Source organism: Streptomyces hawaiiensis (assembly GCF_004803895.1).
GTDB classification, from domain to species: Bacteria; Actinomycetota; Actinomycetes; order Streptomycetales; family Streptomycetaceae; genus Streptomyces; species Streptomyces hawaiiensis.
Genome location: NZ_CP021978.1, coordinates 8,462,308 through 8,487,098, shown reverse-complemented (window position 1 = coordinate 8,487,098; position 24,791 = coordinate 8,462,308). Strand labels below are relative to the sequence as shown.

Sequence of the window (24,791 nt, the reverse complement as noted above, 5' to 3'; positions counted from 1 at the left end):
TAGACCGGACCCTCGTACCGGGTTAGGCATGCCTTAGTTTAGGCTTCCCATCGAGATCGCTTGTCGCCGCTCGAAGGGAACCTGACCATGCCCCGCCCCCTGCGGGTAGCCATCGTCGGATCCGGCCCCGCCGGGATCTACGCCGCCGACGCCCTGCTCAAGTCCGAGGTGGCCGCCGAACCCGGCGTGTCCATCGACATCTTCGAGCGCATGCCGGCTCCGTTCGGACTGATCCGTTACGGCGTCGCCCCCGATCACCCGCGGATCAAGGGCATCATCACCGCCCTGCACCAGGTGCTCGACAAGCCGCAGATCCGGCTCTTCGGCAACGTGGACTACGGCACGGACATCGGCCTGGACGACCTGCGGGCGTTCTACGACGGCGTGATCTTCGCCACCGGCGCGACGGCCGACCGGGCGCTCTCGCTGCCGGGCATCGACCTCGACGGCTCGTACGGCGCCGCGGACTTCGTGTCCTGGTACGACGGCCACCCGGACGTGCCACGCACCTGGCCGCTGGAGGCGGAGAAGGTCGCCGTGCTCGGCGTCGGCAACGTCGCACTGGACATCGCGCGGGTCCTGGCCAAGACGGCGGACGAGCTGCTGCCCACCGAGATCCCGGCGAACGTCCACGAGGGTCTGAAGGCCAACCGGGCCAAGGAGATCCACGTGTTCGGCCGCCGCGGCCCGGCGCAGGCGAAGTTCAGCCCGATGGAGCTGCGGGAGCTGGACCACTCCCCCAACATCGAGGTCATCGTCGACCCCGAGGACATCGACTACGACGAGGGCTCGATCACCACGCGGCGCGGCAACAAGCAGGCCGACATGGTGGCGAAGACCCTGGAGAACTGGGCGATCCGCGACACCGGCGACCGTCCTCACAAGCTCTTCCTGCACTTCTTCGAGTCGCCGGTCGAGGTCCTCGGCGAGGACGGCAAGGTCGTCGGTCTGCGGACCGAGCGCACGGAGCTCGACGGGACCGGCAACGTCAAGGGCACCGGCACCTTCCACACCTGGGACGTCGGCGCGGTGTACCGCGCGGTGGGCTACCTGTCCGACAAGCTCCCCAAGCTGCCCTGGGACATCGACTCCGGCACCGTTCCGGACGAGGGCGGCCGGGTCATGCAGGAGTCGGGCGAGCACCTGCAGTCCACGTACGTCACCGGCTGGATCCGGCGCGGTCCCATCGGCCTCATCGGGCACACCAAGGGTGACGCCAACGAGACGGTGGCGAACCTGCTGGACGACTACAGGAACGACCGGCTGCACACACCCGCCACTCCCGCCCCCGAGGCCGTGGACGCGTTCCTCGCCGAGCGCGACATCCGCTTCACCACCTGGGACGGCTGGTACCAGCTGGACGCCGCGGAGAAGGCGCTGGGCGAGCCCGAGGGCCGCGAGCGCGTGAAGATCGTCGAGCGCGAGGACATGCTGCGGGCCAGCGGCGCCTGACGTCGTACACCAGCATGGGCGGGTCCGGTGGCAATGTCACCGGACCCGCCCTTCTGCGTACTTGAAGCGTGTACGATCCGGATGCTTCACCGAACCAACACATCGCCTTCACCTGAAGGCCATGCAGGGGGGACGAACGTCCATGCGTATACGCCTTGTCGCCACCACGGCCCTCGCCGCCGGAGCTCTGACCGCCCTCTCGGCGGTCCCGGCCCAGGCCGCCGAGTACAACTCCGCGCTGAAGATCCGGGGCATCCAGTACGACGCTCCCGGCAGCGACTCCAACCGCTGCTCGACGGGGAACACCGACGAGGAGTACCTGACCATCAAGAACTACTCGCGCTCCACGACGGTGAACCTCAAGGGGTACGTCGTGAAGGACGCCGCGGGGAACAAGTTCACCTTCACCGCGAGCCACACCCTTCAGCCGGGTGACTACGTGAAGCTGCGCGGCGGCAACGGCGCCGACTCCGACGCCAAGAACGTCGTCTACCGCGACAACTGCAACTTCATGTGGAACAACGACAAGGACACGATCTACGTGTACAAGCCGTCCGGCAGCCGCGCCGACGTGCACTCGTACACCAAGAGCGGCTCCGACAAGGACCGCAACGGGTACATCACGTACCACGGTTGAGCCTTTTGCCGAACCGGCAACAGGCTTCGCGTGCCGCGCGGCGGGCGCTGGATGATCGATGGACCGAGCGCCCCTTCGGATCGCGGGAGGATCCATGCCGCAGACGTCCGCCGCCGACCGCACGCATCGCCTTGTGCCGACACCGGCCGGCCGCACCCACCTCGTGGAGCAGGGTGCCGGACCGCTCGTGCTCCTGCTGCACGGATTCCCCGAGTCCTGGTACGCCTGGCGCCACCAGCTACCGGCTCTGGCCGCGGCCGGCTACCGCGCGGTAGCCGTCGACGTACGCGGCTACGGGCGCTCGTCACGGCCCTCGGAGGCGGACGCGTACCGGATGCTCGAGCTGGTGGAGGACAACGTCGCCGTCGTGGAGGCCCTGGGCGAGCCGTCCGCCGTGCTCGTCGGGCACGACTGGGGCGCGACCATCGCCGCGACCTCCGCGCTGGTCCGGCCGGACGTCTTCCGCGCGGTGGGGCTGCTGAGCGTGCCGTACACCCCGCCCGGCGGGCCGAGGCCGAGTGAGGTCTTCGCGCGGATGGGCGGTGACGAGGAGTTCTACGTCTCCTACTTCCAGGAGCCCGGCCGGGCCGAGGCGGAGATCGAGCCCGACGTGCGCGGCTGGCTCGCGGGCTTCTACGCGGCCCTGTCGGCGGACACGATGCCCGAGGCCGACCCTCATTTCGTGGCCCGCGGCGGTCGGTTGCGCGACCGGTTCCCCTCCGGCCGGCTGCCGGGCTGGATGAGCGAGGCCGACCTCGACGTCTACGCCGCGGAGTTCGAACGCACCGGGTTGACCGGCGCCCTGAACCGCTACCGGAACATGGACCGCGACTGGCAGGACCTGGCGGACTTCGCCGGAGCCCCTGTCAGCCGGCCGTCGCTCTTCATCGGCGGCAGCCTGGACGCCTCCACGACCTGGCTGGCCGACGCGATCGAGGCCTACCCGACCACGCTGCCCGGCCTGAGGGCCTCGCACATTCTGGACGGCTGCGGTCACTTCGTTCAGCAGGAGCGGCCGGCCGACACCAACCGGCTCCTGATCGAGTGGCTCGCCGGGCTCCCGGTCTAGAGGACAGGCAGCCAGCGGTCGAGATAGGTGCGCAGGCCCGTGAGGTCGGTGCCGCCCGCCAGGTAGCCCACGTATCCGTCGGGCCGCACGAGGGCGTGGGTGATGCCCGGCCACGGGCTGCGCGTGCCCAGGTGGTGCGTGCTCACCAAGTCGCGCCGTCCGCCCGGGGGCGGGTCCTCGGGCCAGAGGTGGGTGGGGCCCGTGAGCAGGAGGTGGTAGCCCGGTCCGGCGACCCGTCGCTGGAGTCCGGCCGGGGTGTCGGGGAGGCGGTCTCCGGCGTGTGGGCCCTGCCGCGGACGGTGCGGTCCGGTGACGGAGGCGGGGCCGCGGCGGTAGTGGATGCCGAGTTCGGAGACCGTCCGGAAGAGGCGAGCCCGGGCGCCGGTCGCGCGCAGGAGCAGCGGGGCCAGGTGCGGGGCGAGACGCGTCCGTGCCAGCCGTGGAGCCGGGTGGCTGCTCGTACCGACGGTGAACGCGCGGTCGGTGAGGCGGCGTACGCCGTGGCCGACCGGGGCGCGCTCCGCCTCGTACGTGTCCAGCAACTCCTCAGGTGCGGCGCCCCGGCAGACGTGGGCGAGTTTCCAGCCCAGGTTGAGCGCGTCCTGGATGCCGGTGTTCATGCCCTGTCCCCCCGCCGGGCTGTGGATGTGCGCCGCGTCCCCGGCGAGGAAGAACGGGCCTTTTCGGTAGCGGGTGGCACCGCGGTTGTGGATGCGGAAGCTCGTCATCCAGACCGGGTCGCGCAGGGACAGGTTGTCGGGCGTCCAGTCGTCGGCGATCCGCTGGAGGAGGTCCAGGGTCACCTCGCCGCCCGGAGCGCCCGGCGGGTGCATCGCGATCATCCGCCAGGTGGCCGGAGTGCCCAGCGGGAAGAAGAACAGCAGCCCGGACGCGGTCATGTACGTGTGCGCGATACCCGGCTCCAGGCCGTCGGCCTCCAGATCAGCCAGCAGGAACGTCTGCGGATAGGCGTACCCCTCGAAGGCGATGCCCGCCTGGGCGCGCACCGTGCTGTGTGCGCCGTCGCAGCCGACGACGTAGCGGGCCCGTACGGTCTCCTCGGTCCCGTCCCGGCGCCGCAGGCGGCAGGTGACGTACGGGCCCTCCGGTTCGGCGCCCAGCAGCTCGGTGCCCCGCTCCACCGTCACGTCCCGCGCGGCCAGATGAGCAGTCAGGACGGCTTCGGTCTCCGACTGCGGGAGGAAGAGCAGGAAGGGGTACGGTGTGTCGTCACAGCCGACGTCGAACACCGGCACGTGCAGCACCCGTCGGGGCAGATGCAGGTGCAGCCGGACCGCCGTACTGCCCCGGTCGACGAGGTCGTCCGCCACGCCGAACGCGGACAGCATCTCCAGGGTGCGGGGCTGGATCGCCGGGGCGCGTGACTCCCGGGCGCGGTCCAGTGAGCGGTCCACGATCCGGAACAGGGTGTCACAGGCGCGCAGTTGGGTCGCGAGTGCGAGCCCGGTGGGGCCCGCGCCGACCACGAGCACGTCCAGGGGCGCTGTCATGGCACCCACCGTAGCCACGGCCGGCTGCACGCCCGTCGTCGCCGTGCGGCGTGCCGGGGCCCTCCGCTACGTGTGGCGGAGGGCTCCCGTCCGGTGGTGCCGGTTCAGACCTCCAGGTCGGCTTCGATGCGGCGCAACTGGTGGCGGGCCATCGCGAGGTTGGCCCGGCTCCCGTCGAGCACGAGGTAGAGGAAGAGTCCGCTGCCTCCGCGGCCCTTCAGGAGGCGGATGAGGTGGTACTGGGTGTTCAGGGTGATCAGGATGTCCTCGATCTCCTCCTTCAGCCCCAGGTGCTCCATGGTGCGCAGCTTGGACCGCACGACGTCGGTGTTGCCCGCGGCGGCGACTTCCAGGTTGAAGTCCTTGCTGCCGCCGAGGGTGCCGAGGGCCATGCCGCTGGTGTAGTCGACGAGTGCGGCGGCCGTCGCTCCGTCGATGGAGCTCAGGCATTCCTTCAGCGCGGTCTCCGTGTTGGCCATGCGCTCGGTTCCTTTCCTTCGGTCTTCTACTTCGGTGGGTCAGGAGGTTCGGACGGCTCAGATGCCGGTCTGCGGGCGCGGCTGGTGCGTGGGCCGCTGCGGGGTGCGTACCGGGAGGGTGCCGATGGGGCGGTCCGCGGCCGGGGGCACCGTGGCGAGGTGCTCTTCGGGAGCCGGCCGGTCGGCGTGGCGGCCGCTGCCGGGCGCCACGCGCGTGGCGACGAGGTCGGCGATCCGGGCGCCGCTGCGCCGGCCTTCCAAATGGAGGCGGCCGACGTTGACGCGGTCCTCGGCGAGGAGGGTGAGTACGGCGGTCGTTCCGGCGGCGTAGGTGGCGACGTAGCCTCCGGAGCCCCGCACCAGCAGTTCGCGGAAGTCGCCGCGAGCGGCGACGTCCGTCATGCGGTAGGCGACGCCGAGGGCGGCGGCGGTGAGCGCCGCGAGTCCCTCCGGCTCGGTATCGGGCACATCGTGGGCGAGGACGAGTCCGTCGACGGTGGCGGCGAGGGAGCCGGTCAGCCGGGGTATGCGGGTGCGGAGCCGACGCAGTTCGTCCAGGACGTCGGTCTCGACGGCCATGAGCAGTCTCCTTTCGGCACGCTGTCTTCGCGCGCGGATCACAGTGCCTCCAAGGCGTGCAGGAGCCGTCGCAGCAGTGCGGTGTCGGGCTCGTCCGGTGCCGCGGGACGAGGAGTGGGGCCCGGCTCGGCGGACACGGGGGCGGGGGCGGACGCAGGGGCTGGGGCAAGGGCTGGGGAGGGGACGGGGACCAGGGGTGCCACGGGGGCCACCAGCCCGGCGGCGGCGAGGCGGCGGAGTTCGACGAGGGTGTGGAAGGTGCGGCAGGCGAGGGCCATGGCGATCTGGGCGGCAGTGCGGACACCGTCGACCTGGTCGAGGGTCCGGACGCGGCGGGCCGGCAGGTCGGCGGCGTCCGGCCCGGGCACCCGGGCGAGAGGCACACGGTCCACGTCGGGCTCGGGCCATATGCGGTGCAGCAGTTCACGGCGGCGTCTGGACTCGCGCAGGACGGTGTCCACCGGTACGGAACGGACCGCGCCGAGCCAGTGCGCGGCTCCTGGTCGGAACCGCAGCGCCGGTCCGTCGTGGGCGAGGACGAAGTACGCCGCGTCGAAGAGGGCGCCCAGATGGCACAGTTCCAGCGCGCCGGCGGCGAGGTGGCCGCTGTCCACCAGCTGCCGTCCGACACGGCAGCGGCGGCCGGCCCGGTCGATCGCCTCCCACCAGCCGTCCGGGGCGAGCGCACCACTGTGGGTGAGCAGGTCACCGAGGTCGGGCGTGACGGCGGATTCGACGTGGACGACGTGTCCCGCCGCGAGGTAGACGATCCCCGACTCGGTGGACAGGGCTCCGGTGGCGCCCTGCGCGGCGAGGGTGCCGAGCAGGGCCGAGGCCGGTTCGCCCGAGCGCAGTGTCTTGGCCGGGGCGGTCATCCGAGCACCAGCCCGTCCGCCATCTCGGCCAGCCTGATGCGGGCCAGGGCCAGGTTCCCTTCGCGGCGGTCGAGCCACAAGTGCACGAAGACCGTGCTGTCGAAGGTCGTGGTGACGAACCTGAGCAGGTGGTACGAGTCGGCGTTCGTGATGATCAGGTCCTGTACGGGGGGTTCCTTGCCGGACTCCTCGCCGGGGCTGCCGGGGCCGCCGCCGGTGAGGGCGAGGGCGCCGCTCTCGGTGGCGAGACGGGCGAGTTCGGCGGTTTCCGCAGCCGTCGCCTCCACATCCCCACCGGGTGCGTCACCTACCGCGCCCAAAGCAAGACCACTGATCCAGTCGACCACCGACGCCCCTCGAGCACCTGGCAGCCGCATGGCCTCCAGCAGACTCTCGTCGATTCCGGGCACGCCGAATCCCCTCCCCCTGCACGGCCGTTCCCGCGAACGTGAGCACGAGACTACGCACAGTGCTCGGCACAGGTGAACGCTTTGGCATTTTCCAATGGAATGTGCAGCGGAGCGGGCATGGGTGCGAAAGGATCGATCCGAAGTGAGCAGGACCTGTCCCGCCAAGCTGCGGGACTCACGACTAGCGTCCTGACCAGCGCCTTAGGAATCGCCGCGTAGGCAACCGGCTGCCCTGACTCGCGGACTCAGACCCACCCCTGACCGCAGCGTCGACTCCTTCGACTTGGGCGATGGCTGCGGCAAGGGACTGGGCGTGGGCGAACGGAACGGCGCCATCTTGATCTCCATGTTCCACGTGGAGAGGGGTGCGGCCACCGTTGATCATCGTGAGTTGTGTGGACAAACGACGAGACGGTGGCCGCGGGCCAGAGCATGGATCCAGCCCGGTGGCGGGGGGCGTTCGAGGTCCTGATGGGCCGGATAGCCGGGCGGTTCGCCCGGGTCGAACCCCCGCGGATGTGCGAGGGGCGTAGCGTCCGCCGCTCCTCGCATCACGACGCGTTCTTCCCCACTCAGTGAGGGGATTGCGACGAGCTCGACTTCGAAAGCGTCGTCGTTGTCCAGGTAGGCGGCGTAGTGCTGTCCACGACATGTCTGAGGAAGGGGACGTGACGCCTCGGCCGAGGTGCCGCGTCCCGCCCCGAACGACGCCCGGTGTCGCATTGCGCTTGCGGGAGGGGTGTCGGCGCCTGCCTCGCTTGAGGGCGGCGGCAGGTGGGGCGTCGCCCGAGGGCGCCGGCATCCCTGACAGGTCAGCTCGTCAGACGGAAAGTGGCGTCGCTGCGTCCCGTCGCGGTGGTGATCGTTTCGAGCTTCAGCTGGAACGCGTAGTGGCGGATGTAGCGGTCGGGGTGGTTGTACGACTGGAACGAGGACCAGGACGAGTCGGCGAGTCCGGCGACCTGGCGGAAGGTGGCGTCCGCGGCGAACTGGGTGGTGCCGTCGTTGTGGACGAGCTGGAAGTCGGCTCCATCGTGCCGCAGGTAGTGGCCGGGGAAGTTGACCGACTCGAAGGAGACGGTGCCGGAGCCGGCCAGGCCGGGGCGCGGCCGGAACTGGGCGTCCGCGTTGGTGACGTTCTGGTCGATGCGCACATCGAAGTTGGCGTGCCGCACGTAGCGGTCCTGGAAGTTGAAGGACTGCAGCCGCTTGGCCGGGGTGTTGGCCCAGCGCGCCTGTATCCGGGCGTCCTCGGCGGCCGTCAGGTTCAGAATCGAGCCGTGGCGTTTCTTGGTGCCGCCCAGAGAGTAGGTTCCCGACGTCGGGAGCTTGTAGGTGCCGGAGGCGGACGGGTTGGTCGTCGTGACCGGCATGTATCCCTTTCCGGCCGCGTACTGGTCGAGGTAGAGGGTCCACTCGTTGCGGTCCCGGAACTTCATCCACATCGGGCCCTCGACCTGGGAGCCGGTCAGGCCGATGCCGGAGAGGTTGCCGAGGTTGGTCCAGGTCCCGAGGATCGAGTTGCTGCCCTCGATCGTGATCTGGCCGTCGCCGGAAGCCCGTACGTAGCGGTAGTTGCCGACGCCGGAGGGGACCTCGACGATCTGGGTGTCGATGATCTCCTGGGTGCCGGGGCGCTCGATGTAGACCTGAGGGGTGGTGATCGTGCGGAAATTCGTGGTGTGGGCGTAGTGGATGCGGTGCTTCGTCACGCCGTTGAGGGGCGTGTTCGTCGCCCAGTACAGGACGTAGTCGTTGCTGGCCGGATCCCAGATCGCTTCCGGCGCCCAGGCATTGCGTCCGTCAGGGATCGCGCCGGCGACGTTGAGCAGCCACGGCGCCGACCAGGTGACCAGGTCACTCGACTCCCACACCACAAGACTGCGGCTGCCGTTGTTGATGGACTGACTCCACGTCTGCCCGCAGTCGATGCACAGGTCGGTCGCGATGATCCAGTACTTGCTGCCGTCGGGTGAGCGCACCAGCGCGGGGTCGCGCACTCCGCGCGTGCCCACCGTGGAACGCAGAGTCATCCCGCCGCCGTTGAGATCGGTCCAGTTCAGACCGTCCGCGCTGTACGAGAAGTACATCTGCTGACCGGTCGACCCCTCCCCGATGAAGTGCGTCATCAGGTAGCCCGGGTCGGCGGCGGCGGCCCGCTGAGGCGTGGTCAGGGCTTGGGCTGTGAACAGCAGACAGGCAGTGACCAGTATCGCCACCAGCCGGGAGAGGAGTGCGCGCATGGGCATGTCCTGTCTTTCTCTGATCTCGGTACGGCTTTCAGTACGGCTGCCGGTACGGCTTCCAGTGCGGCATTTGGGGCGGCCTCCCCTACGTGACCGCTGGAAGCCCACGGCCGTTTCGCGGGTTTTCTGTCCAAGCAGGGCGATGTCCGTGACGAGGCGCCGACTACGTTGCCGCACGTGGAAAGGGGGAGGGTGACGGCACCTCTGCCGGTCAGGTCTTCCGGCGTGCCGTCATGGTCCGCTGGATCAGGATGAAGGCGCACAGCAGCACACCTGTCGCGATCTTCGTCCACCAGGAGCTGAGCGTGCCCTCGAACGTGATGACGCTCTTGATCAGGCCGAGCACCAGCACCCCGAAGAGCGTGCCCAGCACATAACCGGAACCGCCGGTCAGCAGCGTGCCGCCGATGACCACGGCGGCGATGGCGTCGAGTTCCATGCCGACGGCGTGCAGCGGGTCCCCCGACTGGATGTACAGCATGAACAGCAGACCCGCCAGGGCCGAGCAGAAGCCGCTCACCGTGTACACGGCGATCTTCGTGCCGCCCAGCGGAAGGCCCATGAGCAGAGCCGACTGCTCGTTGCCGCCAATGGCGTACACACGGCGTCCGAAGCGGGTGTAGTGGAGCACGTAGCAGGCGATACCGAGGACGACCAACGCCACCAGGGCGCCGATCGACAGCTCCCCCACGCCGAGCGACACCCGCGTCTGGGCCAGGGCGCCCACCGAGGCGTCGCCGATGGAGATCGACTCCTTGCTGATGACCAGACACAGTCCGCGGAAGAGGAAGAGCCCGGCGAGGGTGACGATGAACGGTTGGATCTCGAAGTTGTGGATCACATAGCCCATCAGGAAGCCGCCGAAGGCGCCGACGGCCAGTGCGAGGGGGACGACCAGGAGCAGCGGCAGTCCCTGACGTTCCACCAGCCACGCCGTGAACATGGTGGTGAAGCCGATCATCGAGCCCACGGACAGGTCGATGCCGCCCGACATGATGACGAAGGTGGCACCGATGGCGGCGACCAGCAGATAGCCATTGTCGATGAACAGGTTGAGGAACACCTGGGGTTCGCCGAACCCGTAGTTCTGGTACCGGCTGAGGCCACCGACGTACATGGCGATGAACAGGGCGGCCGTGACCAGGACGGGCAGACGCCGGTCGCCGAGCAGGCGCGTGGCACGGGAGGCGGTACTGCCGCTCGGAGCCGCCTTGGGGGTCTGGGCGGTCGCGGTCATCGCGACACCTCCATCTTCGGGGCGGCGTCGGCCGCCGGGGCGGGCTCCGCCGGGGCGACGTCCTGGCGCGGGCCCTTGGGGCCCTTCGCGCCGAAGACCTTGGCCCGGAACTTCGGGGACTGCAGCAGGCAGACGACGATGACGACAGCGGCCTTGAAGACCAGGTTGGTCTGGGTGGGCACGCCGATGGTGTAGATCGTGGTGGTCAGGGTCTGGATGACGAGGGCGCCGACCACCGTGCCGCCGATGGAGAACCGGCCGCCGAGCAGCGAAGTGCCACCGATCACCACGGCGAGGATCGCGTCGAGTTCGATCCACAGGCCGGCGTTGTTGCCGTCCGCGGCCGAGGTGTTGGAGCTGATCATCAGGCCCGCGATGCCGGCGCACAGCGCGCAGAACATGTAGACCATGATCTTGATGCGGGTGGACCTGATGCCGACCAGGCGGCTGGCCTCGGCGTTGCCGCCGACCGATTCGACCAGCAGGCCGAGCGCCGTGCGGCGGGTCAGCGCCACGGTGATGGCCACCACGGCGGCCACGACGAAGACGGAGAAGGGCAGGGTCAGCCAGTAGCCGCCGCCGATCAGCTTGTACGGCTCGCTGTTGATGGTGATGATCTGGCCGTCGGTGATCAGCTGGGCGACGCCTCGGCCCGCGACCATGATGATGAGGGTCGCGATGATCGGCTGGATTCCCATCCTGGCCACCAGGAAGCCGTTCCACAGACCGCAGACCACCGCGGCCACCAACCCGATGCCCATCGCCAGGAACACCGCGGACAGGGTGTTCTGGTCGGCCTGGTCGCTGATGTACGAACAGGTCAGGGCGCCGGTGATGGCGACCACGGCACCGACGGAGAGATCGATGCCGCCGGTGGCGATGACCAGGGTCATGCCGACCGCCACCAGGATCAGCGGTGAGCCGAACAGCACGATGGAGACGAGGCTGCCGTAGAGGTGGCCGTCCGTCATCCTGATCGAGAAGAAATCGGGTGTGAAGGGGACGTTGACGAGCAGCAGGGCGATCAGGACCGCGACCGGCCAGAACAGGTGGTGATGCGTCAGTGCTCGCCAGCGGGAAGTGGTGGTCACTGGTGTTCTCCGCTCGCGATGGTCTCGAGGATCTTGCTGGTGGTGATCTCCGGCCCGTTGGTCAGTCGCGCCACCAGCCGGCGGTCGCGCAGCACTCCGATGCTGTGGCTGAGCCGGAGCACCTCCTCCAGTTCGGCCGCGATGTACAGCACCGACATGCCGTCCTCGGAGAGGGACACCACCAGTTTCTGGATCTCCGCCTTGGCGCCGACGTCGATGCCGCGCGTCGGCTCGTCCAGGATCAGGAGCTTCGGCTGGGTGATCAGCCAGCGGGCGAGCAGTACCTTCTGCTGGTTGCCGCCGCTGAGCTGCCCCACGCGCGCCTCCGGGTTGGCGGGGCGGATGTCGAGCGCCTTGATGTACTTGGCGACGAGTTCGTCGCGCTGGGCGGCCGGGATGGGCCGGACCCAGCCGCGGGCCGCCTGGAGGGCGAGGATGATGTTCTCGCGCACCGTCAAATCGGGGATCAGGCCCTCGGTCTTGCGGTTCTCCGAGCAGAAGGCCACGCCGGCCCCGATGGCGTCGTTCGGGGCGCTCATCGAGACCTGCTTGCCGTCGATGGTCACCTTGCCGCTGTCGGGCTGGTCGGCGCCGAACAGCAGCCGGGCGAGTTCGGTGCGGCCTGATCCCAGCAGGCCGGCGAGCCCGAGCACCTCGCCCTTGTTGATCTCCAGGTCGAAGGGGGCGATCCCGCCGGTGCGGCCGAGCCCCTCGGCCTTGACCAGCGTCTCGCCGACGTCGGAGTGCATCTGGTGCTCGTGCAGTTCCTCGAGCTGGTCCAGGGCCTTGCCGATCATCAGCTCGATCAGCCCGACCTGGTCGAGATCGCGGACCATGTGCTCGCCGACCAGGGTGCCGTTGCGCAGGATGGTCATCCGGTCGCAGACCTCGTAGATCTGGTCGAGGAAGTGCGACACGAACAGGATCGCGACACCCTCGTCCCTCAACTGCCGCATCAGACGGAACAGTTCGAGAACCTCGTCGCGGTCGAGGCTGGAGGTCGGCTCGTCGAGGACCAGTACCTTGGTGCCGAGTCCCGCGCCGCCCCGGTCCCCGGTGCCCACCGACCGTACGATCGCGACCAGTTGCTGCACGGCCAGCGGGTACGAGGACAGCGGCGCGGCGACGTCGATGTCGAGCCCGAGCCGGTCGACCAGCTCCGCCGCCTCCTTGCGCATCCGTTTCCACTGGATGCGGCCGGCGCGGGTGGGTTCGCGTCCGATGAAGATGTTCTCCGCCACCGACAGGTTGGGGCAGAGGTTGACCTCCTGGTAGACCGTGCTGATGCCGGCCTGCTGCGCCTGCAGCGGGCCGCCGAACCGCACGGACTCGCCGTCGAGGCTGATCGTGCCGCCGTCCAGGGAGTAGACGCCCGTCAGCACCTTGATGAGGGTGGATTTTCCGGCGCCGTTCTCGCCCATCAGGGCGTGGATCTCACCCGGGAAGAGCCGGAAGTCGACGCCCGACAGAGCCCTGACCCCCGGAAATTCCTTGACTATGCCCGTCATCTCCAGGACGGGCCGCGGCTCTGCCATGGCAGCGCTCCTCATGAATGGGTCCAGGTCCGCGGGGAGCCTCCCGGCCGGTGGATGCCGGCCGGCCGGAGGCTCCCCGCCGGTGGGGACGGTCGGTCAGTACTTGCGGGTGGGGAGCGCGTCCTTGGCCTGGTCCTGCATGAAGTCGCTCTCCTTGGTCTTGATCCAGCGCTCGACCGTCTCGCCGTCCTTGACCTTCTTCACGACCTCCATCAGCTGGGGGCCGAGCAGCGGGTTGCACTCGACAATGGCGTTGATCTTGCCCTCGGACATGGCGACGAAGCCGTCCTTCACGCCGTCGACCGTGACGATCAGGATGTCCTTGCCGGGCTTCTTGCCGGCCGCCTCGATGGCCTGGATGGCACCGATGCCCATGTCGTCGTTGTGCGCGAAGAGCACGTCGATGTCCGGGTTGGACTGCAGGAAGGCCGCCATGACCTGCTTGCCGCCGGCGCGGGTGAAGTCACCGGTCTGGCTGACGACGATCTTCCAGTCGTCCGCGTGGTCCGCGTCCATGACCTCCTTGAAGCCCTTGGCACGCTCGATCGCGGGGGCGGCACCGGTGGTGCCCTCCAGCTGTGCGATCTTCACGGGGCCCTTGTGGCCGGCCTTCTCCAGGACCTTCTCCAGGATCTTGGCGGCGCGGCGGCCCTCGTCGGTGAAGTCGGAGCCCACCAGGGTCACGTACAGGGAGTCGTCGGAGGTCTCGACGGAGCGGTCGGTGAGGACCACCGGGATCTTCGCGGCCTTGGCCTCCTTGAGCACAGCGTCCCAGCCGGTGACGACCACCGGCGAGAAGGCGATGACGTCGACCTTCTGCGCGATGTAGTTGCGGATCGCGGAGATCTGGTTCTCCTGCTTCTGCTGGGCGTCGGAGAACTTGAGGGTGTAACCCGCCTCCTTGGCGGCCGACTTCACAGAGTCGCTGTTGGCGGAGCGCCAGCCGCTCTCCGAACCGACCTGGGAGAAGCCGAGGGTGATCGCCTTGCTGCCGCCACCGGAGGAGCCGGACGAGCCGCCGTCCTCCTTGGCGCAGGCCGCGAGTCCCGTCGCAGCCGCCACACCGACCGCTGCGGTGAGGAAGTTCCTTCTGTTGAGCATGCTTGATCTCCTTCGTTGAGCCGGTCCGGGGAATGGGACTCGGGGGCCTGCGGCTTGTGACATTCCGTCGAGAACCGTCGAGGTAATGCCGTTCTGAGTACCGGTCAACGTTCGAAATATTGAACATGAGCGGGTTGTCAGAGAGTAGTCGGGTCGGGCTGAGGGGTGGCCGGACGCGGCGGTGGGGAGGCGGCGCTGTACGCGGCGCCGGTGGGCCGGATCGGCAGGCGGGGCGGGATTAGGGACGGGCTGGCGGAGTGGGCGTGGCGCCGGCGTCGCCCCGGCTGACGCGGGCGATGCATGCGGGCTCGAAGACGACCGGAGGTGTCCCGGTCGGGTCACGGCCCGTGGCATCCGCTCTTTTTCGGTGGCTCAAGAGCAGGGCGGGGCTCCGTTCAGCCACCGCGGAGGGGTCCTGGCGGGCCGTGCTCGGCGGAGGCTCGGAGAACTCCGACTCCGGAACGGAGGAGATCCCGAACTCCTGGGCGTCACAAGGAGCACGACCGGACGGTGGCCCGGCAGCATGCTCCAGCCCTCCTCGCCGGCGGAGGCGTTTCGACCCCCGCCCTGTCCGGAGTGGCCCGCCAGGGCCGGCTCAGTCTGCCGACTCCCCGGCCCAGCGGAACCTTCCGGCCATGCTCGACAGCGCAGCCGACGTGCACGACCAGGATGCTCCGGGCCCCCCGCCAGGGAGGTACCGCTGTGCGCCGGGTGAGTCACGGCCGTCCCCCCATGAAGTGGTCAGTGATGCGGAGGTCATAGTGAGCGCCTACCGTTCCCCCTGGTCAAGAGGTTGCACGAGAAGCAGGCCATTACGTTTGGGTAACGCGGGCGGCGAGCATGCCGGACGGCTCGCCGGTTGCCGGCACAGAAGCACCTTTTTTTCGGAGGAGATATTGACGCTCGGCTGGCATGGCCATACTTTCGGTCACTGAACAGAGCATCGAACTCTGTACGACATCTCGGACGATCGGTCCGGCAACGGCCCTTCTCGCCAGCTGGTCCGGGTCGGGAGCCGCGAAATGAGGGCACCGTCATGACGGCGACAGATCCGGCAGCACCACGGTCCGTACGGCCCTGCCTCTTGCTGCTACCGCCCACGAAACGGGATCGCTAACGGCGGGGCCCTGCGCAGACCGAGGCTGGCCATCCTCGCCGACGCCCCGCAGAGTCGTCCGCCACCACTGCGCCAGCACTTCAGGACGGCATAACGGTGGCCGCCCACGACGGGCTCGACGCGAGTGCCCGTCGCGGCGGTTGCCCGTGAGGCCGCTATGCGAGCCAGAGCGAGCCGCGCCGATGGCGTGCCGGCGGTATGTCCACCGTGTCCGCCGCATCGAGTGCGAGTTCGCCGGCGGCGGTGTTCACCAGCCTCAGGAGAGTCCCCACCTGGGTTCGTAGCCGCTGACGCGCCCGGCGTTCCTCCACTGCGGACCACTGGGCGACGGAGCGGTCCCGCTGGTGTCGAGGGAATGAGTAGACGTCCACCGTGCGGCGGACCAGGCGAGGTCGAGGCCTACTGGACTCCCGTGATCCATCGGTGAAGCTGCGTGCGCTGTACCTGAGGTCGTGGAGAACCACGCAACGCCAGGGCTTTCCTGACGAGCAGTCGCGTGTACTCCGGCTGCGTGAAGAGCGAAGGTGGTGGGCGGTGCGTGTCACGGGGCTCCGTTCGCGGCAACCGCCAGGCATCTCCTGGCGGGCTACCTGAAGCCCGTCGGCCCAGTCGAACGTGCGTTTTCCATGCACGTGACCTTATCTCCCACTCGCGTCGTCACGCCGATCCTGGATCGGAGTGACGAGGGACATCGCGAACAGCGAACTCCGAGGGCGCCGAAACCCCATGCACCACAGGCGTTTCGAGCATCCGCGATTCGGCCAGGTCCGGGTTCCCGGGATGCGGCCTCAGCAGTGAGCCGCCCCGGTCGATGCCTTGTGCGGCAAGGGTCCCAGCACGTCCGGAATCGAGCGCGTTCGATTCGGGCGGCTCGTCGTTAGGCCGTGCACCGCCGCGCCGTCCAGGCGCGGCACGGACCTCCAGGAGGAATCCAGGTGACGGTGACCGACGCCTCGACCACTGACGAGAACACTCCGCCCCCTCCCCCACCCGCGACCCTCACGTTCGGCGGGAAGTACGGCAAGAACCCGCTGGCGGACGCCAGTTTCGCCGCGATGTGCCGCCGCCTGCCGACGGTCCTCGGGCACACCGCGCGGATGGCGTGGGGCGTCGACAGGGCCGGCGTCGTACTGCTCCTCGCCTGCCAGCTCCTCACCGGCATCGCGGCGGCCGTCGTCCTCGCGTTCACCGCGCAGGCCATGACCCACATCCTCGGCAGCGGCACGGTGTCCGAACGCCTGCACCATGCGCTGCCCGCCCTGATCGCGGTGACGGCAGCGGCGGCCGTCGGCCGGATCAGCAGCGCTCTGTCCTCCTACGCCGACGGCCGGATCACTCCGCTGCTGACGACCGAGGCCGACATCGCCCTGGTCGCCGCCGTATGCCGGGTGGAGACCTCCGCCTACGGCGAGGACGGCTTCGCCGACCGGCAGGAAGCCGCCGAAGTCGGTGTCACCCGCACCCGGATGATGGTCCAGGACGCCCAGCGGTTCATGTCCGCCCTCATCCGCATGACCGCCGCGAGCGGAGTCATCACGGCACTGCACCCGCTGATGCTGCCCCTGCTGCTCCTGGCCGTCCTCCCGGCCGGCGCCGGTGCCGTCCTGTCCGCCCGCGTCGACTACGAGACCCACTACCTCAACGTCGGCGACCGCAATGTGCGCTCCATGATGCGCTGGTGGGCCACCTACTCCCGGTTCGGCGACGAGGTCCGCGCCAACGGCATGACCGGCTATCTCATCTACTGGTACCGGGCCCTGTCCGACCGCATCGACCAGCGCACCCTCACCGCCGCCCCGCGCCTGTTGCGCATCGCACTGATCACCAGTGCCCTGGGCGGGGTCTTCCTGCTGAGCACCTGGGCCACCCTCGCCTGGCTGGCCGCCGGCGGCCGGATCGCCCTGCCCGTCGCCGCCACCGCCGTCGTCGCCGTGCAGACCACCCTCGCGGCGCTCAGCCAGTTCGTCATCCACGGCGCCGCGATGTTCCACACGTCGCTCTACCTGGCCGACATGCGGTCCTTCCTCGACATGGCCGCCGAACGCGCCCCGCGTCGCGGTGAGCTGACCATCCCCGAACGCGTCGACGAGATCCGCCTCGAGGAGGTCGAGTACCAGTACCCGGGCAAGGACGAACCGGCCGTCGCGGGCGTGTCGCTCACGCTCCGCCGCGGCGAGATCCTGGCGGTCGTCGGCGAGAACGGCTCGGGCAAGTCCACCCTGGCCAAGCTCATCACCGGCATCCTGCTCGCCGACAAGGGCCGCGTGCTGTGGGACGGCACGGACCTCGCTCGCACCGACCCCGACGCCGTGTGGAAGCGGACCGCGCTCGTACCGCAGAACTTCGCGTGCTGGCCCCTGCGCGCCCGCGAGAACATCACCCTCGGGCAGCCGAAGACCTTCGACGACGGTCCCGTGTGGGACGTGGTCGACGCCGTCGGAATGCGCGAGGCCATCGAGAAGCTGCCCCGTCAACTGGACACGCTGCTCGCCAAGGAGTTGTGGGGCGGCGCCGAACTCTCCGGCGGGCAGTGGCAGCGCCTGGTGTGCGGACGCGCCCTGTACCGCCGGACGCCGCTGCTGATCCTGGACGAGCCGACGTCCCAGATGGACGCCCGCGGCGAGCACGCCGTCTTCCTCGAGATCAAGAGGATCGCCGTCGAACGCATGACGATCGTCGTCACCCACCAACTGGAGAACACCCGCCTCGCCGACCGCGTCCTCGTCATGGACAAGGGCCGGGTCGTCGAACAGGGACGTACGAGGACCTCGTCAACGCCGGCGGCCTGTTCGCCGAACTCGTCGCACTCGCCAACGACCGCTGAGCCGGACCGGGCCGGGTGTAGGGTCCGCGACGGCGTTGGCGATGAAGGCATTTCGTTAGCAGTGGATTAGCAAATCCGCGTCTCTTCCCGGCTCCCCCACCTGCGCTGCCGTTCACCCGCGCCGGCGCTGCCGTGGTCGGCGTGGTCACGTTGTCCTGGCAGGAGGAGCCCACGGCGCAAGATGGGTGAGGGGTTACCTACACCGGGTCCGTGGCTGCGTGCCGCGGGCCCGCCCGGGCCGTCGCGAGTGGGACCATCGGCCGTACCCGTCCGAGCCGAGGAAGTCGGTCAGCGCACCGTGGAACGACCAGCCGTCCCCTTCCCTCCTTCACCGTGGCGCCTCACCGGCGACATGGTCGTCTCGCTGTGGCGCGTCCCCGTGCACGAACTGCCGTCCTGGCCGCTGCCGTCCGGGGTCCGCCCCTGGGTCGTGCGGCGCCGCGCCACCCTGATCACCTTCTGGGTCGACTACCGGCCCGGCGGCGTCCTCGCCTACCGCGAATGCCTCATCGCCCTGGCCGTACGCCACGGACACCGCCTCGCCGGCAGCGCCGTGGCCGCCTGGGTCGACAACGAACAGTCCCTGGCCGGGGGGCGCGCCCTGTGGGGCATCCCGAAAGAGCTGGGCACGATCACGCTCCGCGCGGACAGCCGCAGCACCCGGGGCGAGCTGACCACGGCCGGCACTCCGCCGGTCCGCGTCGCGTACCGCGACGTACTGCGGCTGCCCTTCCGGCTGCCCGCCCGCGCCCACCTGGTCCAGCGGCTGTCCGACGGTACGGGGTGCCGCGTCCCCATGCGGATCACCGGGCGACCGGCCCTGGGCCGCAGCCGCGTGACGACGGAGCCTGATGCTCCGTTGTCCTTCCTCGCCCGGCATCAACCACTGCTGTCCCTCGCCCTGCGCGACTTCCGCGGCATCGTGGGCAGCTCAGCCGTTTAGATCACCGGCGCTCCACCTTTGCGTGGCGTTGCCGAGGGGCGTCCGGAGCCGCACCTTCGATCCGTTGGCAGTCGCCCGTAAGAGGGGCGGCATCGCGGGAGTCGCTCAGCAGCAGCGGCTGTGGGTGCGGGCCTCCTGGTGCCGGGTGCGCAGCACCTGGTATTCGCGGCGGGTCGGCACCGGGGCCAGCGGGTGGTGGCGCCGGTGCCGCTCGCAGTGGCGGTCGTACTCGGCCTCTCCGGTCAGCTCGCGCAGATACCAGCGCACGGCCCGCACCCAGCGCCGGATCCTCACGAGCGGGCTCCGGTCAGTGGCTCGGCGCTCTGGCCGGGTGCGTCGATGCGGGACTCGACGTACGGGGTCTCGGTGGTCGGCAGCGGCGTCGCGGACCGTATCGCGCGCACGCAGACCACCGCCGCGTTGCCGATCACCACGGCGACCAGGAGCAGGAAGAGGGCGATGAGGACGCCGTCGACGGTGGAGTTGGTGACCACCGTGTGCATGTCGGCGGTCGTCTTGGCGGGGGCGAGGATCTGACCGGCGTCCAGGGCGTCGGCGTAGTGGGCCCGTTGGGCGAAGAAGCCGATCTTCGGGTCGGCGGAGAAGATCTTCTGCCAGCCGGCGGTGAAGGTGATCGCGGTGACCCAGGCCAGGGGGAGGCCGGTGACCCAGGCCCAGCGCAGCCGCCCGGACTTGACGAGGACGGTGGTGCAGACGGCGAGGGCGATGGCGGCGAGCAGCTGGTTGGCGATGCCGAAGAGCGGGAAGAGCTGGTTGATTCCGCCGAGGGGGTCGGTGGCGCCGGTGTGGAGGAAGTAGCCCCAGGCGGCGACGACCAGGCCGCTGCACAGCCAGATGCCGGGCTTCCAGTTGACCCGGCCGAGCGGCTTGAAGACGTTGCCGAGCATGTCCTGGAGCATGAAGCGGCCGACGCGCGTGCCGGCGTCCACCGTGGTCAGGATGAACAGCGCCTCGAACATGATCGCGAAGTGGTACCAGAAGGCCTTCATGGCCGACCCGCCGAAGACTACGGAGAAGATCTCCGACATGCCGACGGCCAGGGTCGGGGCGCCGCCGGTGCGGGCGATCAGGGTGTGCTCCTCGACCGCCTTCGCGGCCTGGGTGAGCTGGTCGGGGGTGATGGTGAAGCCGAGGCCCGCCACCGCGTGGGAGGCGGATTCGGCCGTCGGGCCGAGCAGACCCGCCGGGGCGTTCATCGCGTAGTACAGGCCCGGCTCCAGGGTCGCCGCGGCGATCAGCGCCATGATCGCGACGAACGACTCCATCAGCATGGCGCCGTAGCCGATCAGCCGGACCTGGGACTCCTTCTGGATCAGCTTCGGGGTCGTTCCGGAGGAGACCAGGGCGTGGAAGCCGGACAGGGCGCCGCAGGCGATCGTGATGAAGAGGAAGGGGAACAACGACCCCGCGAAGACCGGGCCCGCTCCCGACGTCGCGAAGTCGCTCACCGCGTCCGCCCTGAGTACGGGCGCGGCCACGATCACGCCGACCGCGAGCAGGGTGATCGTGCCGATCTTCATGAAGGTGGAGAGGTAGTCGCGCGGGGCAAGCAGCAGCCACACCGGCAGGACGGAGGCGACGAAGCCGTAGCCGATCAGGCAGAAGACGAGGGTGGTGGGGCTGAGGGTGAACGTGCCGGCCAGGGAGGAGTTCTGCACCCAGCCGCCGCCGACGATCGCCAGGAGCAGCAGCGCCACGCCGATCAGACTGGTCTCGACGACCCTGCCGGGACGGATGCGGTGCATCCAGAAGCCCATGAAGAGGGCGATGGGGACGGTCATCGCGACGGAGAAGGTGCCCCACGGGGAGTGGGCCAGAGCGTTCACGACCACCAGGGCGAGCACACCCAGCAGGATGATCATGATGGCGAACACCGCGACCAGGGCGGCCACCCCGCCCGCCCGGCCGATCTCCTCGCGGGCCATCTGCCCCAGCGACTTGCCGTCCCGGCGCATCGACAGGAACAGCACCACCATGTCCTGCACCGCCCCGGCGAAGATCACCCCGGCCACGATCCACAGCGTGCCCGGCAGATATCCCATCTGCGCGGCGAGCACCGGCCCCACCAGCGGCCCGGCGCCGGCGATCGCGGCGAAGTGGTGGCCGAGCAGCACCCGGCGGTCGGTCGGCTGAAAGTCGACGCCGTCCTCCAGGCGTTCGGCGGGCGTGGCCCGGCGGTCGTCCGGCTGGAGCACCCGACGGGCGACGAACCGGGCATAGAAGCGGTAGGCGATGGCGTACGACCCGAGCGCCGCGATCACCAGCCAGACCGCGGAGATCCGCTCACCCCGGGCCAGCGCGAGGACGCCCCAGGCGACGGCGCCGAGCAGGGCGACGGCGGTCCACAGCAGGGCGGACCGACGTGATTTACGCGACTTTTCGGGCGCTGGCAGTCCGGTTTCGGGCAGGGCGGACGTAGGCATTGCGGCTCCTCACCAGAGCGGTGCGGGACACCCCGTGACACGAGGTGCCTGGGAATCAGCGAAACGAACGGCTCTCCCGCTCGCTGTCGGTCTGTGCAAGAGTTGCCCACTCCCCGGAACCGGTTGACAGCGAATGTCCAGAAGATTTCCCGCCGGTTCCGTGTCCTCCGATCGGGGCCGCCGCGCAACTCCCCCGTGAGGGATCAGGCACACCAAGGACGGTGACCCATGGCCGACGGCACCATGACCGCGACGTTCCTCGCCGTGATCGGCGGCGCGTCGCTGCTCGCCGTCACCGCGCGGCGCCTGCGGCCCAGTGACCGGCTGCCGTCCCTGGAGGGCTGGGCACTGGCCGACCGCAGCCTGGGCCCGGTGTGGACCTGGTTCCTGCTGGGCGGCACGATCTACACCGCGTACACCTTCACCGCCGTTCCTGGTCTGGCGTACGGCAACGGCGCCGCCGCCTTCTTCGCCGTGCCGTACACGGTGATCGTCTGCCCCCTCGCCTTCGTGCTGCTCGGCCGCCTGTGGACCGTGGCCCGCGCGCACGGCTACATCACCGCCGCCGACTTCATCCGCGGCCGGTACGGCTCGCCGCCACTCGCCCTGGTCGTCGCGCTGACCGGGATCCTCGCGACCATGCCCTACCTGGCGCTCCAACTGCTCGGCATACGGGCCGTGCTGACGGCCGGCGGGGTGTATCCGCGCGGTGCGGCCGGGGACCTGGTGATGGTGGCGCTGTTCGCGGGGCTCGCCGTGGCCACGTACCGGCACGGGCTGCGGGCCCCCACCGTCATCTCGGCGCTGAAGGCGGTGGCCGTCTTCGTGTCGCTCACCGCGGTCACCTGGCTGGTCCTGGAGCGGCTCGGGGGGCCGGGCCCCGTCTTCGACGGAGCGGCCCGGCGGCTCGGCGGCTCCGCGCTGCTGCTGACCCCGGCCCAGCAGCCCGCCTACGCCACCCTCGCGCTCGGCTCCGCGCTCGCCCTGCTGATGTACCCGCACGTGCTGACGGCGGGGTTCGCCGCCGACGGACCGCGCACCCTGCGCAAGGTGTCGGTGGCGCTGCCCGCCTGGACTGGACTGCTCGCGCTCTTCGGCGTCCTCGGCTTCGCGGCGCTCGCCGCCGGGGTGCGGGCGCCCGAGGGCGGGGCCGAGGCCGCCGTGCCGATGCTGGTCGACCGGCTGATGCCGGGCCCGCTGGCCGGGCTGGTGTTCGGCGCGATCACCGTCGGGGCGCTGGTCCCGGCGGCGGTGATGTCGATCGCGGCCGCCACCAGCTTCGTCCGCAACGTGTACGTCGAGTACGTGCATCCGACGGCCACGCCCAAGCGGCAGGTCCGCATCGCCAAGGCCGTCTCGCTCATCGCGAAGGCGGGGGCGGTCGCGTTCGTCTTCGGGCTGCGCGACCAGGACGCGATCAACCTCCAGCTGCTCGGCGGGGTCTGGATCCTGCAGATCTTCCCGGCCGTCGCCGTCGGTCTGTTCACCGGGCGGCTGCATCCGCGGGCGCTGCTCGCCGGGTGGGGCGCGGGCATGGCGGCCGGGACGTACCTGGTCGTCCGCGGAGGGTTCTCGTCCATCGTGGGCCTCGGTTCCGGGCCGCTGGAGATCTACGCCGGTCTCGCCGCTCTGCTGCTCAACCTGATCGTCGCGGTGGCCGGCACCGCCGTACTCGAACGTCTCGGTGTCCCGCGCGGCGCCGACCTGACCGACCTGCCGTCCCGCCTGACCGTCAGGCGGCGTCCGGAGACGGGAGCGAACCAGCAGTGAGACACAGACACCCCATACCGGTGCCGGAGCCCGGCGTCGAGGCGCTGACGCCCGCGCCGGCCGACCCGGCGGAGCTGGAGCGCGAGGCCGGACTGGCGGGGCTCTTCGAGCTGCACTACGCGTCGATGCTGCGCCTGGCCGTGCTGCTGGGCGCGGACGACCCGGAGAACGTGGTGGCCGAGGCGTACTACCAGATCTACCGGAAGTGGCGGCGTCTGAGGGACACCGAGGCGGCGGAGGCGTATCTGCGCTCCACGGTGTGCAATCTGACCCGAATGCGGATCCGGCACCTCCAGGTCGCCCGCAAGCACGTGGAGAACCCGCCCGAGGAGACCGTCGTCTCCGCGGAGAGCGCGGCGCTGCTCCGTGACGACCAGCGCGTTTTGATCGACGCGCTGCAGCAACTGCCGGCCCGGCAGCGCGAGGCGCTCGTGCTGCGGCACTGGCTCGGACTGAAGGAGGGCGAGATCGCGGCCGCGATGGGCATCTCCTCCGGTTCGGTGAAGACGCACACCGCACGCGGTCTCGCCGCGCTGACCCAGGTGATGGAGGCCCGGCGATGAACCACACCGACCCGGACCGCACGGAGCGGGAGCTGACCGAGGCCCTGGCCGCCCTGGCCGGCGGGGTGCGGGCCGCGCCGGACGCCTATCGCACGGCACGCGGCGAGTGGCTGCGCCGCGAACGCCGTCGCCGGCTTGTCCTCGCGGTGCTCATCACCGTCGTGTTCACGCTGGCCACGCTGATCGGTCTGTGGGTGCTGAACGAGGCGCCGTCACATCCGGGAGTGATCTTCTCGGGCCTGTCGAGCCCTCAGGGCAGCACGTGGTAGGTGACGTGCGTGACCCGGCTCGCCGGCCGCGACGTCACCTGCTCCAGTTTCAGCGGCGGGACGCCCTCGAACAGCCGCGTGCCGGCGCCGAGCGTGAGCGGCACGATGTGCAGCCGCAGCTCGTCGATCAGGCCGGCGGCGAGGTACTGGTTGATGGTGGTCGCGCCGCCGAGGACGGTGACATCGCCGTCGCCGGCCGCCGCGCACGCCTGTGCCAGGGCCGACGTGATGCCGTCGGTGACGAAGTGGTACGTGGTGCCGCCGTCCATCGACTGCGGCTCACGGGGGTGGTGGGTGAGCACGAACACCGGCGCGTGGAACGGCGGATCGCCGCCCCACCAGCCGTTCCACCGCCGATCCCACTCGCCCCGCACGGGGCCGAACATGTTGCGCCCCATGATGAACGCACCGGCCGTGTTCAGCCGGTCGATCTCGGCCCGGTTCTCGTCGGGTGTGTCGAACATCCAGGCGTGCAGCAGGCCGCCCGATCCGTCGCCGCCGTCGTCTCCGAACGGGCGTTCCTCGGTCTGGTTCAGTCCGGCCGCGTACCCGTCGGCCGAGATCGTGATGTCGCAGATCACTCTGCCCGCCGGTGTGGTCATCGCCCTCTCCTCCTCGTGGCGTTCGGTATCCGAAACT

The 24,791-nt window shown here is 69.9% G+C and carries 20 protein-coding genes and 1 pseudogene; 8 read left to right on the top strand and 13 right to left on the bottom strand.

Annotated features, from left to right (window positions below):
- Nucleotides 1–87: 87 nt before the first annotated feature.
- The 3 genes from CEB94_RS38490 (at nucleotide 88) to CEB94_RS38480 (ending at nucleotide 3,158) form a co-directional block, all read left to right on the top strand.
- Nucleotides 88–1,452, top strand: coding sequence for an FAD-dependent oxidoreductase (locus tag CEB94_RS38490; protein ID WP_175436553.1), 1,365 nt, complete (start codon nucleotides 88–90; stop codon nucleotides 1,450–1,452).
- 142 nt (nucleotides 1,453–1,594) lie between these two features.
- Entirely contained in the window at nucleotides 1,595–2,089 is a 495-nt protein-coding gene (locus tag CEB94_RS38485; RefSeq protein ID WP_175436552.1) for a lamin tail domain-containing protein, read from the top strand.
- 94 nt (nucleotides 2,090–2,183) lie between these two features.
- A complete protein-coding gene (locus CEB94_RS38480) occupies nucleotides 2,184–3,158 on the top strand; it encodes an alpha/beta fold hydrolase (protein WP_175436551.1) in 975 nt (324 codons plus the stop codon).
- On the opposite strand, the gene CEB94_RS38475 is transcribed toward CEB94_RS38480, so the two are convergent.
- The 10 genes from CEB94_RS38475 to CEB94_RS38430 all read right to left on the bottom strand — a co-directional run bounded on the left by CEB94_RS38475 (nucleotide 3,155) and on the right by CEB94_RS38430 (nucleotide 14,222).
- The gene (locus CEB94_RS38475) at nucleotides 3,155–4,669 is read right to left on the bottom strand and encodes an FAD-dependent monooxygenase (RefSeq protein ID WP_175436550.1); all 1,515 of its coding nucleotides are present in this window, start codon (nucleotides 4,667–4,669) and stop codon (nucleotides 3,155–3,157) included. The genes CEB94_RS38480 and CEB94_RS38475 overlap by 4 nt on opposite strands.
- Before the next feature lie 104 nt (nucleotides 4,670–4,773).
- Nucleotides 4,774–5,148, bottom strand: a complete 375-nt coding sequence (locus CEB94_RS38470) for a roadblock/LC7 domain-containing protein (RefSeq protein ID WP_175436549.1) — start codon at nucleotides 5,146–5,148, stop codon at nucleotides 4,774–4,776.
- Nucleotides 5,149–5,205: 57 nt separating this feature from the next.
- The gene (locus CEB94_RS38465; RefSeq protein WP_175436548.1) at nucleotides 5,206–5,727 is read right to left on the bottom strand and encodes a roadblock/LC7 domain-containing protein; all 522 of its coding nucleotides are present in this window, start codon (nucleotides 5,725–5,727) and stop codon (nucleotides 5,206–5,208) included.
- A 38-nt stretch (nucleotides 5,728–5,765) separates the two neighbouring features.
- Nucleotides 5,766–6,602, bottom strand: coding sequence for a hypothetical protein (locus CEB94_RS38460; RefSeq protein WP_175436547.1), 837 nt, complete (start codon nucleotides 6,600–6,602; stop codon nucleotides 5,766–5,768).
- Complete coding sequence (locus tag CEB94_RS38455; RefSeq protein ID WP_175436546.1) at nucleotides 6,599–7,012, bottom strand: hypothetical protein; 414 nt, start codon at nucleotides 7,010–7,012, stop codon at nucleotides 6,599–6,601. Before CEB94_RS38455 ends, CEB94_RS38460 begins: the two co-directional genes overlap by 4 nt.
- 812 nt (nucleotides 7,013–7,824) lie before the next feature.
- Nucleotides 7,825–9,255, bottom strand: coding sequence for a glycoside hydrolase family 43 protein (locus CEB94_RS38450; protein ID WP_175436545.1), 1,431 nt, complete (start codon nucleotides 9,253–9,255; stop codon nucleotides 7,825–7,827).
- 214 nt (nucleotides 9,256–9,469) lie between these two features.
- Complete coding sequence (gene yjfF, locus CEB94_RS38445) at nucleotides 9,470–10,495, bottom strand: galactofuranose ABC transporter, permease protein YjfF (protein ID WP_175436544.1); 1,026 nt, start codon at nucleotides 10,493–10,495, stop codon at nucleotides 9,470–9,472.
- Nucleotides 10,492–11,586: an ABC transporter permease gene (locus CEB94_RS38440; RefSeq protein WP_175436543.1), complete on the bottom strand. Its 1,095-nt coding sequence runs from the start codon at nucleotides 11,584–11,586 to the stop codon at nucleotides 10,492–10,494. Before CEB94_RS38440 ends, yjfF begins: the two co-directional genes overlap by 4 nt.
- Complete coding sequence (locus tag CEB94_RS38435) at nucleotides 11,583–13,121, bottom strand: sugar ABC transporter ATP-binding protein (RefSeq protein ID WP_175436542.1); 1,539 nt, start codon at nucleotides 13,119–13,121, stop codon at nucleotides 11,583–11,585. The genes CEB94_RS38440 and CEB94_RS38435 overlap by 4 nt, the downstream gene beginning before the upstream one ends.
- A 96-nt stretch (nucleotides 13,122–13,217) precedes the next feature.
- A complete protein-coding gene (locus tag CEB94_RS38430; RefSeq protein ID WP_175436541.1) occupies nucleotides 13,218–14,222 on the bottom strand; it encodes an ABC transporter substrate-binding protein in 1,005 nt (334 codons plus the stop codon).
- A 2,058-nt stretch (nucleotides 14,223–16,280) separates the two neighbouring features.
- Here CEB94_RS38430 and CEB94_RS38425 point away from each other — a divergent pair.
- Both CEB94_RS38425 and CEB94_RS38420 read left to right on the top strand, forming a co-directional pair.
- A pseudogene (locus tag CEB94_RS38425) lies at nucleotides 16,281–18,163 on the top strand (ATP-binding cassette domain-containing protein).
- A 298-nt stretch (nucleotides 18,164–18,461) separates the two neighbouring features.
- Nucleotides 18,462–19,106, top strand: coding sequence for an acetoacetate decarboxylase family protein (locus CEB94_RS38420; RefSeq protein ID WP_175436540.1), 645 nt, complete (start codon nucleotides 18,462–18,464; stop codon nucleotides 19,104–19,106).
- A 105-nt stretch (nucleotides 19,107–19,211) separates the two neighbouring features.
- On the opposite strand, the gene CEB94_RS38415 is transcribed toward CEB94_RS38420, so the two are convergent.
- Together CEB94_RS38415 and CEB94_RS38410 are read right to left on the bottom strand one after the other, a co-directional pair.
- Nucleotides 19,212–19,400, bottom strand: a complete 189-nt coding sequence (locus CEB94_RS38415) for a CstA-like transporter-associated (seleno)protein (RefSeq protein ID WP_175436539.1) — start codon at nucleotides 19,398–19,400, stop codon at nucleotides 19,212–19,214.
- Complete coding sequence (locus CEB94_RS38410; RefSeq protein WP_175436538.1) at nucleotides 19,397–21,550, bottom strand: carbon starvation CstA family protein; 2,154 nt, start codon at nucleotides 21,548–21,550, stop codon at nucleotides 19,397–19,399. The genes CEB94_RS38415 and CEB94_RS38410 overlap by 4 nt, the downstream gene beginning before the upstream one ends.
- 228 nt (nucleotides 21,551–21,778) lie before the next feature.
- Here CEB94_RS38410 and CEB94_RS38405 point away from each other — a divergent pair, with 228 nt between their 5' ends.
- The 3 genes from CEB94_RS38405 to CEB94_RS38395 are packed head-to-tail and all read left to right on the top strand — an operon-like array spanning nucleotide 21,779 to nucleotide 24,152.
- On the top strand, nucleotides 21,779–23,320 hold the full coding sequence (locus CEB94_RS38405) for a sodium:solute symporter family protein (protein ID WP_175436537.1): 1,542 nt from the start codon (nucleotides 21,779–21,781) through the stop codon (nucleotides 23,318–23,320).
- A gap of 14 nt (nucleotides 23,321–23,334) precedes the next feature.
- Entirely contained in the window at nucleotides 23,335–23,883 is a 549-nt protein-coding gene (locus tag CEB94_RS38400) for a SigE family RNA polymerase sigma factor (RefSeq protein ID WP_175437347.1), read from the top strand.
- Complete coding sequence (locus CEB94_RS38395) at nucleotides 23,880–24,152, top strand: hypothetical protein (RefSeq protein WP_175436536.1); 273 nt, start codon at nucleotides 23,880–23,882, stop codon at nucleotides 24,150–24,152. The genes CEB94_RS38400 and CEB94_RS38395 overlap by 4 nt, the downstream gene beginning before the upstream one ends.
- On the opposite strand, the gene CEB94_RS38390 is transcribed toward CEB94_RS38395, so the two are convergent.
- A complete protein-coding gene (locus tag CEB94_RS38390) occupies nucleotides 24,134–24,754 on the bottom strand; it encodes a dihydrofolate reductase family protein (protein WP_175436535.1) in 621 nt (206 codons plus the stop codon). The genes CEB94_RS38395 and CEB94_RS38390 overlap by 19 nt on opposite strands.
- Nucleotides 24,755–24,791 lie beyond the last annotated feature (37 nt).